This window comes from Streptomyces anthophorae (genome assembly GCF_049310305.1).
In the GTDB taxonomy this organism is placed as follows: Bacteria; Actinomycetota; Actinomycetes; order Streptomycetales; family Streptomycetaceae; genus Streptomyces.
In genome coordinates, this window is sequence record NZ_JBLWQQ010000001.1 from 683,502 (window position 1) to 699,678 (window position 16,177).

Consider the following 16,177-nt stretch of genomic DNA (forward strand, 5'->3'; position numbering starts at 1 on the left):
CTCCAGACTATTGACCGGTCAATTGGCGAATGGTTGGATCAAATCAATGGGCATTCCCAAGTACCAACTGATCCGGGCCGAGATCGAGGCCCGGATCACCTCGGGTGAATGGCGGCCCGGCTCCCGCGTACCGACGGAGGCCGAGCTGCGCGAGGAGTACGGGGTGAGCCGCGCGACCGCGCAGCGCACCCTGCACGAACTCGCCCAGGCAGGACTGGTGGTCCGCTACCGCAGGCGCGGCACGTTCGTGGCCGAGGGCGCCCGCCAGGAGAATCTGCTGCGCTTCACCGACGTGCGGCAGACCGGCCCCGAGGTACCGGGTCCGCACATCGTCCAGTCCGCCAAGGTCGTTCCGGCGGGTGACGCCGGCGTCACCCTGCCCGGAGTGTCCGACACCGATCCCGTCAACGAACTGCGGCGCGTCAAGTACAGCGAGGAGGGCCGAGCGCTCGCCGTCGAGCTGTCAGCCGTGCCCTTCTCCCTCGCCCCGCGCCTGCTGGACGAGGACCTCGAACACCTCACCGTCCTGCACTACTTCCACCGCACCGGTATCCCCGTCAGCACCTCGCGGATGTACGTCGAGGCCCAGGTCCTGGACGAGCCGACCGCGGCCCTGCTGGAGACCCCGCCCGGCGAGGCCGTCCTGCGGCTGCGGCGGCTGACGCGGCTGACCGACGGCACGCTCGCGGAGGCCATGTGGCACATCATGCGGCCCGGCCTCACCGAGTTCTTCGTCGAGCAGTCGGTCCTCGACGTGCCGGATGCGCCGGAGGCGCCGGGCGGTTCCTGACCCTTCTCGTGCTCGCTGGAAGGAACCCTCATGCCCACTCCCCCGCTGCGTGTCGCCGTGGTCGGCACCGGTGTCATCGGCGCCATGACCGCCTGGCACCTCGCCGCCCGAGGTGTCGAGGTGCTCGCCCTCGACGCGTACGCCCCCGGCCACGACCGCGGCGCCTCGGCCGGCGAGTCCCGGATCTTCCGCACCGCCTACAAGGAGGGCGCCTCCTACGTTCCACTGCTGCGCCGCTCGTACGAACTGTGGCGCCGTCTGGAGAGCGAGGCCGACCGGGAGCTGCTCACCCTCTGCGGCGGGCTCACCCTCGGCCCGCCGGACCACCCCGATCTGCGCGCCGTCCGGGGCAGCGCCGACGAACACGGCCTGGACGTAGAGGTGTTGGACTCCTCCGATGCCGCCCGGCGCTTCCCGCAGCACCGGCTCGACGCGGACGAGATCGCCGTGCTCGACCCGGGCGCCGGAGTGCTGCGCCCCGAGCCCGCCGTGCAGGCCGCGCTCACCCGGGCGCAGGAACTGGGCGCCCGACTGCTGCCGTACCACCGGGTCGACGGGCTCGACGAACGGCCCGGCGGCGGCTGGCACATCGTCACGCGGCAGGGCACGTACGACGTCGATCACGTGGTGCTGAGCCCCGGCCCCTGGTCCGGCTCCTTCGCGCGGCTCACCGGGCTGCCGCTTCAGGGGCGGCGCATCACGGCCGCATGGTTCGCCGCGAAGGATGTCGCCGCTCACCGGCCCGACCGGCTGCCGATCGCCATCCGGCGCCACCACGAGGCCGGATTCTCCTGCTTCCCCGTTCTCGACGGAACCGCCGTCAAGATCGTGCCGCACCATCTGCCCTGGCACGAGGCGGGCGCCCCCGAGGACCTGCCCCGCAGCGCCGACACCGACTTCGCGCGGGCCGCGTCCGCCGCCGTGGCCCGGCTGCTGCCCGGCCTGATCCCGCATCCCGTGCGGATCGGTGTGTACGCGGAGGCGTTCAGCGCCGACGACCACGCGCTGGTCGGCCCCTTGCCCGGCGCCCGTGATGCCACGCTGCTCGCCGGGTTCTCCGGGCACGGATTCAAGCTCGCCCCGGTCTTCGGGGAGATCGCCGCGTCCCTGGTCACGGACGGGAAGTCGCCGTACGACATCTCGTTCCTCGACCCGGCGCGCTTCACGAGCTGACAGCCACCGCTCCCGCTCCCCCTCTCCCCCCCCCACTCGCACGGCACAGCACACCCTCCTGGCTTCCCCCTGCCCTCCCGAGGAGCGTGACCCCTTGCCGCACCACTCCACCGCCCAAATAGCCGCGATCGTCGTCGCGGGCCTGGTCATCATCGCCGCCGGGGCACTGCTCTCGGTGTACTTCGGCCGCCGCGCGAAGAACTCCGCCGACTGGCTCTCCGCGCCCGAGTCCCTGCCGCTCATCGTCGTCGTCATCACCCAGTTCGCGACCGCCGCCGGCGGGGGCGTGCTCATCGCGCACGTCGGCATCGCGTACGCGTCGGGCTGGTCGGTCTTCGCGTACGAACTCTGCGTCGTACTGGGCTTCTTCGGCCTCGCCCTGACCGCGCGCTGGCTGCGCGACCAGGGCTTCGGCACCGTCCCCGATGTCGTGACCCGGCTGTTCGGGCACAGCCGGGTCGTCGTGGGGCTCGCCGGGGTGTGCGCCCTGGTCGTGCCGTTCGGCTGGCTGGCCACCCAATTCGTCGCGTTCTCCCAGCTGTTCGGGCAGCTGACCGGCCTGTCGCCGAGCCTGCTGATCGCCGTCATCGCCGCAGGCTCGCTGCTGTTCGTACTGCCCGGCGGGCTGACATCAGTGGCCTGGACGGACTTCGTCTTCGGTATCTTCAAGATCGTGATGTCGCTCGTGGTGGCCGCGTACGCCGTCCATCTCGCGGGTGGCTGGAGCGGCATCACGACACACGTGCCCGAGCGGCTGTGGCAGCCGTCGGGCCTGTTCGCCGCCGGTGGCGACCAGGTGTGGCTGTGGGTGGCCGCGATCCTGCCCGGCACCCTCACCAACCAGCTCTACTACCAGCGCATCTTCGCCACCAAGAACGTCTCCGACGCCCGCCGCGGCATCGTCCTGAGCGGACTCACCATCCTCGTCGGCGGTGTCTACGCGGCGGCCATCGGCCTCTCCGTCCGCGCCCAGCACCCCGGACTGGCCAACCCGGAGGAGGCGGCCGGCTGGCTCATCACGCAGCTGCCGCCGCTCCTCCTGGTCACCTACGGCGCGTTCCTCGTGGCCACCATCGTGTCGACCTCGGGCAGCGCGCTCCAGTCGGTCGTCACCAGCCTGATCCGCGACCTCTACAGCAGCGTCGCCGGTGGGCGGCGCTCCGACCGGCGCACGGTGACACTCTCCCGGCTCTGCACCGTCGTGGTCACCGCCATCGCCGCCGTCCTCGCCATCTCCTTCCCGACCGCGCTCACATGGCTCGTCGCCACCTACGCGTACTCGGCCGCCGCGCTCGCCGCGCCGCTCTTCCTCGGCTACGCGCTGCGCCGCCGCTTCCGCCTGACACCTGCCGCCGCCCTCGCCGCGATGCTCGCGGGCCTCGCGGGCTGCGGCGCGGCCCAACTCGCCGACACCGTCGTGCCGTACGCGGTGTACGGCATCGCCGCCTCCACCGTCGTCCTGCTCGGCTGCGCCCTCGCGTCGGGCCGCCCGACGACCCCCGTGCCCGCACCGTCCTCCCCCGTCCCCGCACCGGAAGGAAGCACCTCCGCATGAGCGCACCCACCCCCCGCATCGCCGTCATCGGCGCCGGAGTCCTCGGCACCGCGACGGCCCGCGCGCTCGCCCTGCGCGGCGCCGCGGTCACCCTCTACGAGCGCACCGGGTTCGCCGCCGGGACGACCGGCACCACGTTCGCCTGGGTCAACTCCCATGCAAAGAACCCGATTTCGTACCACGAGCTGAACCTGGCGGGTGTCGCCGAGCACCACGCGCTCAGGGAGGCGGGCGGCCCGGCGCCGCACTGGTTCTTCCCGTCCGGGAACCTGGAGTGGGCGGCCGACGACGTGGGCGACGCACGCCTCGCCGAGGCCCTCGAACTCCTGGAGGGCCGGAACTACCCCTGGCGGTGGCTGAAGCCCGACCGGGCCCGCGAGCTCGTGCCCGACCTGCGCCTCCCCGACGAGGTGCGGCGCATCGCGTACTTCCCCGAGGAGGGCTACGTCCTGCCGCACCCGCTCGTCGCCCGCCTGTGGGGCGAGGCCCGCGACCACGGCGCCGAGCTGCGCCGCCCGGCCGACGTGACCGGCATCGACGAGCGCGCCTCGGACGTCCGGATCGAACTGGCCGACGGCACCGGCGAGACCTTCGACCTGGTCGTGAGCGCGACCGGGCGGTGGAGCGAGCGGACCGCGGCGCTGACCGGGGTGTCTCTGCCCATGGCGGACACCACCGAGCCCGGCTCCGCCACGGTCGGCCTCCTCGGCTACACCTCCCCGACGGCGACACGCCTCGACGCGGTGCTCACCACGCCGCGCCTCAACGTCCGCCCCGACGGCGGCGGCCGGCTCGTCGTCCAGGGACTCGACCTGGACACGGACGCCGACCCGGCCGCGCCGCCGCCGGTGGACGGCCCGCACGCCGCCCAACTCCTCGACCGACTGGCCGACCTGCTGCACGGCACGCGCGGCGCCCGCCTCGAATCGTTCCGGGTGGGCCAACGGGCGCTGCCCGCGGACGGCCTCACGGTCGCGGGCCGGCTGCGCCCGGACGGCAAGGTCTACGCGCTGGCGACCCACAGCGGCATCACCCTCGGCCCGCTGCTCGGACGCCTCGCCGCGCACGAGCTGCTGACCGGCGAACGGGACCCGCTGCTCGCCGACTTCGCCCCGGACCGCCTCACGGGCGCGGCCCCGGACTCCTTCGCGGAGCTGGAGCGTCCACGCTTCGCGGGCCAGCAATGACGCCAGGCTGTAGCGGCCGGGCCTACTCGGCGAGCGAAGGCCCCATGTACTGCTCCGCGAAGGACCGCACGTACGCGGGGTCGTCGCGCAGCCGCTGCCACCGGGCGCGCCGCAGCCGTTCGCGGTAGGCGGCGTGCGGAGTGCCGGGCTCGTCGGCGTGCAGGAGTTCCAGCATGGTGTGGCTGAACTCCTGCACCTGCCACACGTCGGCCAGGCGCCGCCGGGAGTACCCGGCCAGCACCGCCTCCAAGGGCTCCCCGCCCGCGAAGTGGTCCGGAAGGGACGCGGCGAGGTCGGCGGCGTCGGCCACCGCGAGGTTCATGCCCTTGCCTCCGGAGGGCGGGACGATGTGTGCGGCGTCGCCGAGCAGCACCGCCCGCCCGTGGTGCATGGGTTCCACGACCTTGGTGTGCATGTCGACGAGGGCCCGGTCCAGGACCGGGCCCTCGTCGAGTGTCCAGTCCGGCAGGTCGAGCCGCACGTGCAGCTCTTTCCAGATCCGTTCGTCCGGCCATTGGTCGAGGGTGTCACCGGCGGGTATCTGGAGGTACATGCGGGTGACGTCACGGGAGCGCAGCATGTGTCCCGCGAAGCCGTCGGGGTGCTGCGCGTACACGGTGTGCCCGGCGGACGGCGGAGCCTGGACGAGCGCGCCCAGGAGGCGGGCGTCGTGCGGGACGTCGTACCGGGTGAAGACCCCGTCCGGCAGGGCCGCGCGGGTCGGCCCGTGCCACCCGTCGGCCCCGGCGACGAGGTCCGCGCGGATCTCGGTGCCGTCGGCGCACACGACCCGCGGCGCCTCGTCGGCCACGACGTCGGTGACCGGAGCGCCGAGCAGCAGCGTGCCGCCCTCACCGGCGTACGCGTCCAACAGGTCGGCCACGACGTCCTGTTGGGGATACACATAGCTGGGCGCGTCGCCGCACCACGCCTCGTAGTCCACGGTGACCCGCTCGCCCTCGGCGTGTATCTCGCAGCGCGTGTGCGCGAGGCCCTCGGCGCGCAGTCGGGCGGACAGCCCGTGCCGGTCCAGCAGTTGCACGGTCCGGCGCTCCAGGAACCCCGCGCGCGAACGCGCCAGCAGTTGCTCCCGCGTGAACTTGTCGACCACCACGCAGTCGACCCCGCGCCGCCGCAACAGCACACCGAGCATCAGGCCCGCGGGGCCGGCTCCGACGACGACCACACTCGTGTCGAGCGTACGCACCAGATCTCACTCCCTCTGCGGGGCCGGGAGGGGGGATGCCGACCCCGTCGCAGCACGGTACGGGAGTGATCAATACGGATGGGCGGCAGGTCCGCCCGCCGGCCGTGGCGGGGATCACACGGCGGTGCGGCCCGCTCGTGGAATGCGCACAGGAGGTGCGGCGGTTGCCACCGAAGATCGCCGTTTGTGCAGCGCCGCACAGCCGACCGGTCCCGATGTCCCGTATGTCCGTACTTCTGAGGAGCACCCGTGGCCGACCCCACGTCCCGCGCCGCCGAGATACTCTCCCGCCCCGTCGCGCTGAACGGCCTGACCGTGCCGAACCGCATCGCGATGGCGCCGATGACCCGCATGTTCTCGCCGGGCGGTATTCCCGGTGAGGACGTGCGCTCGTACTACGCGCGGCGCGCGGCCGCCGGTGTCGGCCTGATCATCACCGAGGGCACGTACGTGGGCCACGACTCGGCCGGCGACAGCGACCGGGTGCCGCGGTTCCACGGCGAGGAGCAGCTGGCCGGGTGGGCGCGGGTCGCCGAGGACGTGCACGCCGCGGGCGGCACGATCGTGCCGCAGCTGTGGCACATCGGCATGGTCCGCAAGGAGGGGCAGCCGCCCTTCGCCGAGGCCCCGGCCGTCGGCCCCTCCGGCATCCGCGTCGACGGCACGGAGAACGCGGGCCGGGCGATGACCCAGGGCGACCTGGACGACGTCATCGGCGCCTTCGCGCAGGCGGCCGCGGACGCGGAGCGGATCGGTCTGGACGGTGTCGAGGTGCACGGCGCGCACGGCTATCTCCTTGACCAGTTCCTGTGGTCGGGCACGAACCGCCGCAGCGACGCCTACGGCGGCGACGCCGTGGCCCGTACGAAGTTCGCCGCCGAGATCGTGGCCGCGATCCGCGAGCGGGTCTCCGCCGAGTTCCCGGTCATCTTCCGCTACTCGCAGTGGAAGCAGGAGGCGTACGACGCGCGCCTCGCCGAGACCCCGGAGGAGCTGGAGGCCATCCTCGCCCCGCTCTCCGCGGCCGGTGTCGATGTCTTCCACGCCTCCACGCGCCGCTACTGGCGTCCGGAGTTCGACGGCTCGGACATGAACCTGGCGGGCTGGACGAAGAAGCTCACCGGCAAGCCGACCATCACCGTCGGCTCGGTGGGTCTCGACGGCGACTTCATCCGCGGCTTCGCGGGCGAGGGCTCCCCCGTCAAGGGCATCGACGACCTCCTCGACAGCATGGAGCGCGACGAGTTCGACATGGTCGCGGTCGGCCGCGCCCTGCTCCAGGACCCGCAGTGGGCGGCGAAGGTCCTCGCCGGGCGCTTCGACGAGCTGAAGCCGTACGACGCGGCGGCGCTCAAGACGCTGAGCTAGACCGGGGCGTCCCGAAGGGGCGTCCGCCCTCCTGCCGCGCGGCAGGAGGGCGGACGCCCCTTCGTCGTGTTCGGACGGCCAGCCCGCGCAAAGATGAGCAACTTCTTGCAACTGCCTGGCCGGAAGTGCATGGTATCGATCATCGTCGCGCCGCATCGGCCGACGTTCGCGAACAGGGAGGGTACGACGGTGAGTCCGAGCAGGGCGGTGTGCGACTGCATCGATCCGCTGGCAGGGGTGCGTGCCACCGGCGATCCCGAACACGACGTGTTCCTCACGGGAACCGTCTTCATGGACCTGGTCTTCACCGGGCTCGACGGCGCCCCGCGCATCGGCACCGAGAACTGGGCACGCGGCATGGGCTCCAGCCCCGGCGGCATCGCCAACATGACCACCGCGCTCTCCCGCCTGGGACTGCGCACCACGCTGGCGGCCACCTTCGGCACCGACCTGTACGGCGACTACTGCTGGGAGTCCCTCGCCGACGTCGAGCGCGTCGACCTCACCCACTCGCGGCGCCTTCCCGGCTGGCACTCGCCGCTGACGGTCTCCATGGCGTACGACGGCGAGCGCACCATGGTGACGCACGAGCACCCGGCGCCCCCGCTGGAGCACACCGTGCCGCGTGCCCGCGCCGGTGTGGCCTCGCTCGAACCCGACCGCGAGGACGCCTGGTTGCGGCAGGCGCACGAGCAGGGCGCCCGGATCTTCGCCGACGTCGGCTGGGACGAGTCGGGCCGCTGGGACACCGCGACGCTGACCGGGCTGCCGTACGCCCACGCCTTCCTGCCCAACGCCACCGAGGCGCTGCACTACACGCGCACCGACACCCCGGACGACGCGGTGGCCAGGCTGGCCGAGCTCGTGCCGATCGCCGTGGTCACCAAGGGCCCCGAGGGTGCGGTCGCCGTCGACTCGCTCACCGGTGAGCACGCCGACGTCCCGGGGCTGCGCGTGGAGGCGCTGGATCCGACCGGCGCCGGGGACGTGTTCATGGCCGGTTTCGTGACGGGCACCCTCGCCGGGTGGCCGCTCGCCGACCGCCTGGCCTTCGCCAACCTCACGGCTGCCCTGTCCGTGCAGCACTTCGGCGGTTCGCTGTCCGCGCCGGGGTGGGTGGAAGTGGCCGCCTGGTGGGGCGAGTTGACCGCACGGGCCAAGGCCGGTGACGCCGCCGCCACGGACCTGGCGGGGCGCTACGGCTTCCTGCACGACCTCGTCCCCGCCCGCCTGCACGAGGTGGCCCGCCGCCGCGCCACACCGACCCTCGGCTTCCGCGCCGCGTAGGAGACACACCATGAGCGCAGGATTCACGCGGAGGTCGGTGCTCGCGGCCTCCCTCGCCGCCGGTGCCGCGAGCTGCACACCGGGCACCGACGGTTCAGGTGCGGTGACCGGCGACACCGCGCCCGGTGGCGGCAACGGCATCCCCGACCCCGCGAAGGCCGGGAACGTCACGCTGCACGTGTGGGACCAGGAGACCCGCGGCGGCACCAACGCCGAGATCGAGCAGCTCAACAAGGAGTTCCAGCACACGTACCCGAACGTCACCATCAAGCGGGTCTCACGGAGCTTCGACGACCTCAAGACGACACTCAAGCTGGCCCTGTCCGGCAACACCCCACCCGATGTGGTCCAGGCGAACCAGGGCTACCCGGACATGGTGGCGTTCGTCGAGGCGGGCCTGCTCGCACCGCTCGACAACTACGCGGGCATCTACGAGTGGAACACCCGCTACCCGGCCACGCTCCTCAACCTCAACCGGGTCTCGCTCGCGGAGCCGGGCGCGTCCCGCCGCTTCGGGACCGGCCGCCTGTACGGGATCTCGCAGACCGGCGAGTTCGTGGGCCTCTACTACAACAAGAAGATCCTGAAACAGGCGGACGTCCAACCCCCGCGCACCTGGACGGAGTTCACCGACAGTCTCGCGAGGCTCAAGAAGGCCGGGGTACTCCCGATCCAGTTCGGCAACCTCGACAAGTGGCCCGCGATCCACACGTTCGGCGTGCTCCAGGACCAGCAGGGCGCGGAGCAGGCCCGCGCCACCGTCCTCGGCAGCGGCGACGGCTTCACCGACTCCCGTACGACGAAGGCTGCCACGACGCTGACGGACTGGCTGGACCGCGGCTATCTGCCCAAGGACGCCAATGGGCTCGGCTACGACGACGCCAACAAGAAGTTCATGGCCGGGCAGGGCGCGTACACGATCACGGGCACGTGGATGCTGGCCGACCTGAAGAAGCGGCTCGGTGACGATCTCGGCATCATGCCCCCGCCACCGCCCACGGCGAGCGGCAAGCCGGTCACCACCGGCGGCCAGGGCCTCGCCTGGTCGGTCACCTCGCGCTCCGCGCACCCCGACGTGGCGGCCGCCTACCTGGACTTCATCACCAGCGAGCACGCGGCGGACGTGATGACGGAGAACGGCGTCCTGCCGGCGGTCCCCGGGAAGGCGGCGGACGCCCTCGACCCGAAGTCCCCCGACGGCCAGATGGTCGACGGCTGGCGCCGGTTGACGTCGGCGGACGGCCTGGTCCCCTACCTGGACTACGCGACGCCCACGTTCTACGACACGAGCTCGGCGGCCCTCCAGGACCTCATCGCGGGCAGGACGTCACCTCGGGACTTCGCCCGCAAGCTCCAGTCCGACTACGCCCCGTTCATCAAGAAGCAGCGCGGCAAGGGCGGTTCGGGAGCGTCGGGCTCGTGACCAAGACATCTCACACCTCGGGCCGGGCGCCCGGCGAGCCCCGTGCCATCGGATACCTTTACGTCCTGCCCGCACTGGCGATCTACGGCCTGTTCCTGCTCTACCCCTTCGGTCAGGCGGTGGGCCTGTCCTTCCTCCACTGGGACGGCCTGACCCGGGCCACATCGGCCGGCCTGGACAACTACACGTCCCTGTTCACGGACCCGACGCTGCGCGCCCCCTTCGGCCACGCGCTGGTGCTGCTGCTCTTCTACGCGGCACTGCCGGTGGCCATCGGCCTGCTGCTCGCGGCGACGATGTCCCGCATCCGGGTCCGCGGCCTCACCTTCTTCCGTACGGTGCTGTTCCTGCCGCAGGTGCTGGCCATGGTCGTCGTGGGCGTGGCCTGGCGCTCGATCCTGGCGCCCGACGGCCTGCTCAACGACGTGCTGCGCGGCGTCGGCCTCGACGGCCTGGCCCGCCCGTGGCTGGGCGACGACACCTGGGCGCTGCCCGCCGTGGGCGTGGTCGGCACCTGGGTCATGACGGGCCTGTGCATGGTCCTCTTCCTCGCGGGAGCGCAGCGCATCCCGCGCGAGCTGTACGAGGCGGCCCGCCTCGACGGAGCGGGCGCGGTACGCGAGTTCCTCACGGTGACACTCCCCGGCCTGCGGGGCGAGATCTCGGTCGCCCTGACCCTCACGATCATCGCGGGCCTGCGCAATTTCGACCTGATCTACATCACCACGGGCGGCGGCCCCGGCAACGCCACCTCCGTACCGGCCTACGAGGTGTACCACCGCGCCTTCGAACTGAACGAGGTCGGCTCGGCGGCCGCCATCGGCGTCGCCCTCACCGTCCTGATCTTCGCCCTGACCGTCACGGTCTCCCGTCTCGTCGAAGGGCGCCGCGCATGACCTCCCGCTTCGAACGCACGGCCACGTACGCGATCCTGGCGCTCTTCGCGGTACTGGCCCTGACCCCGGTGATCGGCATCCTGTCGACGGCCTTCTCCTCCCCCGACGCGGTGGGCGGCGGCTTCGCCGTGCCGGACACCTTCCACTGGTCCAACTTCCAACAGGCATGGCAGCGCGGCCACTTCGGCACGTACCTGGGCAACTCGGTGCTGGTGACTCTGGCCGTGGTGACAGCCGCGACGATTCTGTCCGTCCTGGCCGCGTACGCCTTCGGCACGATGCGCTTCCCCGGCTCGACGCTGCTCTTCTACCTCTTCGTCCTGGGTCTCACGCTCCCCCAGGAGGCCCTGGTCGTGCCGCTCTACTTCGACCTGCGGTACTTCCACCTCACGGACACCTACTGGGCGCTGATCCTGCCCCAGACCGCGCAGTCCCTCGCGTTCGGCGTGTTCTGGATGCGCACGTACTTCAGGAACAGCGCCCGCTCGGTCATCGAGGCGGCCCGGGTCGACGGCGCGAGCACCTGGACCACGCTGTGGCGCATCCTCGTCCCGATGGGCCGCCCGGCCATCACCACGCTCGTCGTGATCACGTTCATGTGGACGTGGAACGAGTTCCTGATGGCCCTCGTCATGATCAGCGACGAGTCCCTCCGCACGGTCCCCCTGGGCCTGGCCTTCTTCCAGGGCCAACAGAGCGCGGACACGACACTCCTCGCGGCGGCGTCGGTACTGATCGCGCTGCCGGTGGTGGTCGTGTACGTGGCGTTGCAGCGGAAGTTCATCGAGGGGATGCTGAGCGGGGCGGTGAAGGAGTAGGGGCGCGCTCCGCTCACCTCATCGCCCGGTCGAACTCCCCCTGGTCGAGTGCCCGTTGCGGCAGCGGCGTCGGCCGGTCACGGTCGTGGCGGAGGCCGTCCAGGATCAGGGTGAGGTAGCGCATCCACAGGTCCGGGGTGACGGAGCGGCCCTGTTCGGCCGTGGCCATCAGCATGATGTGGATGAGCGGGACATCCGTCACTTCGATGTCGTCGCGCAGGCTGCCGGCCTCTTGGGCGCGGGCCAGAACGGCGGTCACCGCGGGAGTGAGCCGCTCGCGCATGGTGACCGCCCGTCGCCTGTCGGGCCCGCCTTCCAGCAGGACGTTGCGCAGCCCGCGGTTGTGGGCGAAGTGTTGGCCGGTGACCAGGAGGAGCCGTTCGAGGCCCGTCCACGGGTCCTCGCACCGCGCCGCCTCCTCGGCCGCCTCCGCCAGTCGCTCCACCTGGCCCTCGAAGACCGCCTCGATGAGTTCCTCGCGGTCGGCGAAGCGCCGGTAGACGGTGCCGACGCCGACGCCCGCGTGCCGGGCGATGTCGTCGAGGGTGACCTCCACGCCCCGTGCGGCGAACACCTCACGGGCGGCGGCGATGATGCGCTGCCGGTTGCGTTCGGCGTCCGCCCGTAGAGGCTTGGCGGGGGTGCTCCCGGAGGGGGTGGCTCGGCGACTCATGGGGCTACTGTAGCGAGCCAGCCGGAGACACCCCCTCCGGTTGCTGTCATGTCGCGAAGAAGCCGTTCCGGGTGTGCAGGGTGACCGCTTCTTCGTCCGGTAGCGGGGCCCCGTCGCGCTCCGGGCGCAGTACCACCGCCCCGCTCTCCCCCGGCAGCAGCGTGAGCAGGGCCGTGTCCGCGCGCATGCCGGGGGCCTCGACGATCAGGTCACCGACCGCGGCTCCCGCGGTGAGGTGCACGAGCGCGTGGTCCTCCTTCTGCTCGACGGAGTACTTGACGTCGGGGGCGGGCCAGCGGACGCCGTCGTCGCGTACGAAGACGTGGACGGCGCGGTCGGCACCCGCGGTGTCCGCGACCACCAGTTCCTCGCGGCGACGGCCGGCCTGGGTGATCCCCGGTCCGACGGGGAGCGTGCGGACGGAGCGTGCGGGCACGGTGAACTCCTTTTCCGTGCGCGCCACTTCGCCGTCCTGTACGTGCACACGGCGCAGCGCGAGCTCTCCCGTCCACGGCTCGTCCGTGTCGTTGACGAGGACGGCACTGAGGCCCGCTTCCCTCGGCTGGAGCGTGACGAGACGGTCGGCGAAGGCGCCGCGCACCGCGTACCAGGCGGGCTTGGGGCGGCCGCCGTGGTCGATCAGGGACCAGGACAGGGCGGGCCAGACGTCGTTGAGCTGCCAGATCAGTGCCCCGGCCGTGCGCGGCCACCAGGAGCGGAAGTGCTCCACGGCGGTGCGCAGGGCGTGTGCCTGGTTGAGGCTGGTGGCCAGGTGCCAGCGGCCGGTGTCCGTGGCGATGGCGGCCGGGTCGGGGAAGCGGGCCTTCAGGCGGTCCACGAGGTGGCGCTCGCCGCCGGGCTGCTTCTGGTGCGCCAGGAGGCCCGGGTCGTCGGGGCGCTCGGGCAGGGTGCCGAGCGCCTCGGTCAGCGTGGCCCGGGTGGCCGGGGCCTGCCAGCCGAACTCGGCGGCGAAGCGCGGGATCTGGTCGCGGTAGTGGGCGTAGTCGAGGAGGTTCCAGGTGTCCCACAGGTGGGTCGGGCCGTCTCCGGGGACCTGCGGGTGGACGCCGGGTTCGCTCGCCACGGGGCTGTTCACGACGTACACGGCGCCGGGTGCGTGCGCCTCGACGGCGGCCGGGAGCAGCTCGCGGTAGTAGCCCTCGCCCCAGGTGCGGTCCCGGATCTGGGTGCGCCAGCCCCAGTCCTCGTGTCCGAGCAGGTTCTCGTTGGCGCCGTTCCACACGACGACGCTCGGGTGGGCGGCGAGGCGGCGGACGACGTCGTCGGCCTCGGCGACGACCTCCGAGCGCAGCGGGTCCTCCTCCGGGTAGGCGGCGCAGGCGAACGCGAAGTCCTGCCAGATCAGGACGCCGCGCTCGTCGCACGCGGCATAGAAGGCCTCGTCCTCGTAGATGCCACCGCCCCAGACGCGCAGGGTGTTCATGTTGGCGGCGCAGGCCTGCTCGACGCGGGTCTCGTAGCGGTGGGGGGTGATGCGGGAGACGAACAGGTCGTCGGGGATCCAGTTGGCGCCCTTGCAGAACACCGGGCGGCCGTTGACCCGAAGGGTGAACGCGCGGCCGTGCTCGTCGGGTGTCGTGTCGATGGTGATGTGCCGGAAGCCGACGCGGTGGTGGGTCTCCTGGAGGAGCTTGCCGTCCTCATCCAGCAGCCGCACGGTCGCGTCGTACCGCATGGGCGCGCCGTAGCCGCGCGGCCACCAGGGGTCGGGGCTCGGGACCTCAACCGCCAGTCTTTGTCGTCCTGTTGAGGTGACCGCGAAGCGCTCCGTGCGGCCCGCGACCGCGACCTCGGCCGCGCACGGGCCGCCCTCCACGTCGAGCCCGACGACGAGCGTGCCGTGCCGCAGGCCCTCGTCCAGGGTGGTGGTGACATCGACGTCCGCGCGGGCCGTGTCCCACACCTCGATGCGTACGCCCCGCCAGATCCCGGCGGTGACGAGCGTCGGGCCCCAGTCCCAGCCGCCCTCGCAGGCCATCGTGCGCAGTTCGTTGTAGGGGTACGACCAGTCGTACGGCAGTGGGTCGTCGCCGGCCGACTCCAGCATCGCGCGCGCGGACGAGGCGAAGCGCACCGTCAACTCGTTCGCCCCGGGCCGGACGGCGTCGGTCACGTCGAAGCGGTAACGGCGGTGCATATTGCGGGTGTCGCCAACCTCCGTGCCGTTGACGAGGACCGTCGCGATCGTCTGGAGCCCGTCGAAGACGAGGTGCACGCGCGAGCCGCCGCCCGGGTCCGCCATGTCGAAGTGTCTGCTGTACTCCCAGTCGGCGAGCCCGACCCACTGCACGTCCGCCTCGTTCGTGCCGAGGAACGGGTCGGGGATGGTCCCGGCCCGCATCAGGTCGGTGTGTGCGCATCCCGGCACGATCGCCGGCACCTCGATGTCACCGGTCCCGTCGGCGGAACGCAGCGTCCAGCCCTCACCCGTCAGATCCACGATCCCTTGCCCTCTCATGCGTCCGGCCGATCCGTCGGCGCCCGATATCCCTCGGGAACCCGCGGCAGTTCCCGTACTCCCGTCTCGAAGACCTCGACGGACTCCAACACCGCACCCTCGCCGTCGACTTCGACGGTCAGCTCGGCGGCCGTCACCGGCTCGGTGAGGTGGATGCGTCCGGCGCCCACGGTCAGCCCCTCGGCCAGGACGCGGTCGCCCGCCCGCACCACATGGCGTACGACGCGCTGCCCATGGGTGAGGTCCTCGCGCAGCCGGATGTGGTCGAAGGTGACCTGTTCACCGAAGGAGGCCGTCCAGGTGTCCCCGCGGGTCGGCTCGGCGGTCGCCGCCGGTGTGCCGAAGCGGCGTGCCACCTCCGCGCCGAACTCCGCCGCCCGCGCGGCATCCGCGTCCGGGATCCGGCCGCGTGTGTCGGGCGGCAGGTTGAGCAGGAGGTTCGCGCCGAGGCCCACGGAGCGGTAGTGGATGGCGAGCAGGTGCTCAAGCGACTTGGGCTCGTCGTCCGGGTGCCAGAACCAGCCGCGCCGGATCGACACGTCGCACTCGGGCGGCAGGTAGAGCGCCTCGGCGAACTCGGCCGTGACGACCGTGTAGTTGCTCATCTGCGTGTGGTCGACGACGTATTCGACGGGGTCCGCCGCGAGCCCGTCCTCGTTGCCCACCCAGCGGATCGTCGGGTCGCCCATGTTGAACACCATGGCGTCGGGCTGGTGCTCGCGGGCGACGGCCATGATGGCCGTCCAGTCGTACGCGTAGCCGTCCGAGCCCGCGCCGTCGAACCACAGCTCCATCAGCGGCCCGTAGGACGTGCACAGCTCGCGGATCTGCTCGGTGTAGAGCCGGGTGTACGCGGCCGGGTCGGCGTACTCGGGCGCGTGCCGGTCCCACGGGGAGAGATACACGCCGAAACCGAGCCCGGCCGCCCGGCAGGCCGCCGCGAGTTCACCGACGACATCGCCCTTCCCGTCCCTCCACGGCGAGGAGGCGACGGAGTAGTCGGTGGTCTTCGTAGGCCACAGGCAGAAGCCGTCGTGGTGTTTCGCGGTGATGATCGCGTAGCGGGCCCCGGCCGCGCGGGCGGTCTCGACCCACTGTTCGGCGTCGAGGTCGGTGGGGTCGAAGGAAGAGGCCGGGAGGGTGCCGTCGCTCCACTCCTGGCCGTGGAAGGTGTTGATGCCGAAGTGGAAGAAGACGCCGGTGTCCAAGCGCTGCCAGGCGAGTTGGTGCGGTGTCGGTACGAGCGGGGCGTCGGATTCCAACGCGTGTCCTTTCGGGGTGGTACGGGTCGGGCTCGGGGCCCGGTGTCGAGCCTCGGCTC

General features: G+C 71.9%; 13 protein-coding genes. 9 read left to right on the forward strand and 4 right to left on the reverse strand.

From position 1 onward, the window contains the following. The first annotated feature begins 46 nt into the window (after positions 1-46). The 4 genes from ACNYS0_RS03010 (at position 47) to ACNYS0_RS03025 (ending at position 4,705) form a co-directional block, all read left to right on the forward strand. Positions 47-790, forward strand: coding sequence for a GntR family transcriptional regulator (locus tag ACNYS0_RS03010; RefSeq protein ID WP_422471053.1), 744 nt, complete (start codon positions 47-49; stop codon positions 788-790). A gap of 30 nt (positions 791-820) precedes the next feature. Continuing rightward, entirely contained in the window at positions 821-1,963 is a 1,143-nt protein-coding gene (gene solA / locus ACNYS0_RS03015) for an N-methyl-L-tryptophan oxidase (RefSeq protein WP_422471054.1), read from the forward strand. A gap of 94 nt (positions 1,964-2,057) precedes the next feature. Further along, a complete protein-coding gene (locus ACNYS0_RS03020; protein ID WP_422471055.1) occupies positions 2,058-3,518 on the forward strand; it encodes a sodium:solute symporter family protein in 1,461 nt (486 codons plus the stop codon). Further along, positions 3,515-4,705, forward strand: a complete 1,191-nt coding sequence (locus tag ACNYS0_RS03025) for an NAD(P)/FAD-dependent oxidoreductase (RefSeq protein ID WP_422471056.1) — start codon at positions 3,515-3,517, stop codon at positions 4,703-4,705. Before ACNYS0_RS03020 ends, ACNYS0_RS03025 begins: the two co-directional genes overlap by 4 nt. A gap of 22 nt (positions 4,706-4,727) precedes the next feature. Here the strand turns inward: ACNYS0_RS03025 and ACNYS0_RS03030 are convergent, their stop codons facing one another. Continuing rightward, positions 4,728-5,912 (reverse strand): 4-hydroxybenzoate 3-monooxygenase, encoded by a 1,185-nt coding sequence (locus ACNYS0_RS03030; RefSeq protein ID WP_422471057.1) that lies wholly within the window; start codon positions 5,910-5,912, stop codon positions 4,728-4,730. A gap of 249 nt (positions 5,913-6,161) precedes the next feature. Here ACNYS0_RS03030 and ACNYS0_RS03035 point away from each other — a divergent pair, with 249 nt between their 5' ends. From ACNYS0_RS03035 to ACNYS0_RS03055, 5 genes are all read left to right on the forward strand, one after another. Next, on the forward strand, positions 6,162-7,280 hold the full coding sequence (locus tag ACNYS0_RS03035; protein ID WP_422471058.1) for an NADH:flavin oxidoreductase: 1,119 nt from the start codon (positions 6,162-6,164) through the stop codon (positions 7,278-7,280). A gap of 129 nt (positions 7,281-7,409) precedes the next feature. Beyond that, entirely contained in the window at positions 7,410-8,567 is a 1,158-nt protein-coding gene (locus ACNYS0_RS03040) for a carbohydrate kinase family protein (protein ID WP_422471059.1), read from the forward strand. A 10-nt stretch (positions 8,568-8,577) separates the two neighbouring features. Further along, complete coding sequence (locus ACNYS0_RS03045; protein WP_422471060.1) at positions 8,578-9,990, forward strand: extracellular solute-binding protein; 1,413 nt, start codon at positions 8,578-8,580, stop codon at positions 9,988-9,990. After that, a complete protein-coding gene (locus ACNYS0_RS03050; protein WP_422471061.1) occupies positions 9,987-10,886 on the forward strand; it encodes a carbohydrate ABC transporter permease in 900 nt (299 codons plus the stop codon). The genes ACNYS0_RS03045 and ACNYS0_RS03050 overlap by 4 nt, the downstream gene beginning before the upstream one ends. Then, on the forward strand, positions 10,883-11,704 hold the full coding sequence (locus ACNYS0_RS03055) for a carbohydrate ABC transporter permease (protein ID WP_422471062.1): 822 nt from the start codon (positions 10,883-10,885) through the stop codon (positions 11,702-11,704). Before ACNYS0_RS03050 ends, ACNYS0_RS03055 begins: the two co-directional genes overlap by 4 nt. Before the next feature lie 13 nt (positions 11,705-11,717). Here the strand turns inward: ACNYS0_RS03055 and ACNYS0_RS03060 are convergent, their stop codons facing one another. The 3 genes from ACNYS0_RS03060 to ACNYS0_RS03070 are packed head-to-tail and all read right to left on the reverse strand — an operon-like array spanning position 11,718 to position 16,118. Continuing rightward, the gene (locus ACNYS0_RS03060; RefSeq protein ID WP_422471063.1) at positions 11,718-12,377 is read right to left on the reverse strand and encodes a TetR/AcrR family transcriptional regulator; all 660 of its coding nucleotides are present in this window, start codon (positions 12,375-12,377) and stop codon (positions 11,718-11,720) included. A 46-nt stretch (positions 12,378-12,423) separates the two neighbouring features. Next, positions 12,424-14,838 carry a glycoside hydrolase family 2 protein gene (locus ACNYS0_RS03065; RefSeq protein ID WP_422471064.1) on the reverse strand — a complete coding sequence of 805 codons (2,415 nt, stop codon included), beginning with the start codon at positions 14,836-14,838 and terminating at the stop codon, positions 12,424-12,426. A gap of 14 nt (positions 14,839-14,852) precedes the next feature. Next, on the reverse strand, positions 14,853-16,118 hold the full coding sequence (locus ACNYS0_RS03070) for an alpha-L-fucosidase (protein WP_422471065.1): 1,266 nt from the start codon (positions 16,116-16,118) through the stop codon (positions 14,853-14,855). Between the last annotated feature and the right edge of the window lie 59 nt (positions 16,119-16,177).

Coding starts and splice junctions, on each gene's coding strand:
- ACNYS0_RS03010 (WP_422471053.1), top strand. CDS start 47: ATGGGCATTCCCAAGTACCAACTGATCCGGGCCGAGATCGAGGCCCGG.
- solA (WP_422471054.1), top strand. CDS start 821: ATGCCCACTCCCCCGCTGCGTGTCGCCGTGGTCGGCACCGGTGTCATC.
- ACNYS0_RS03025 (WP_422471056.1), top strand. CDS start 3,515: ATGAGCGCACCCACCCCCCGCATCGCCGTCATCGGCGCCGGAGTCCTC.
- ACNYS0_RS03040 (WP_422471059.1), top strand. CDS start 7,410: ATGGTATCGATCATCGTCGCGCCGCATCGGCCGACGTTCGCGAACAGG.
- ACNYS0_RS03045 (WP_422471060.1), top strand. CDS start 8,578: ATGAGCGCAGGATTCACGCGGAGGTCGGTGCTCGCGGCCTCCCTCGCC.
- ACNYS0_RS03055 (WP_422471062.1), top strand. CDS start 10,883: ATGACCTCCCGCTTCGAACGCACGGCCACGTACGCGATCCTGGCGCTC.
- ACNYS0_RS03060 (WP_422471063.1), bottom strand. CDS start 12,377: ATGAGTCGCCGAGCCACCCCCTCCGGGAGCACCCCCGCCAAGCCTCTA.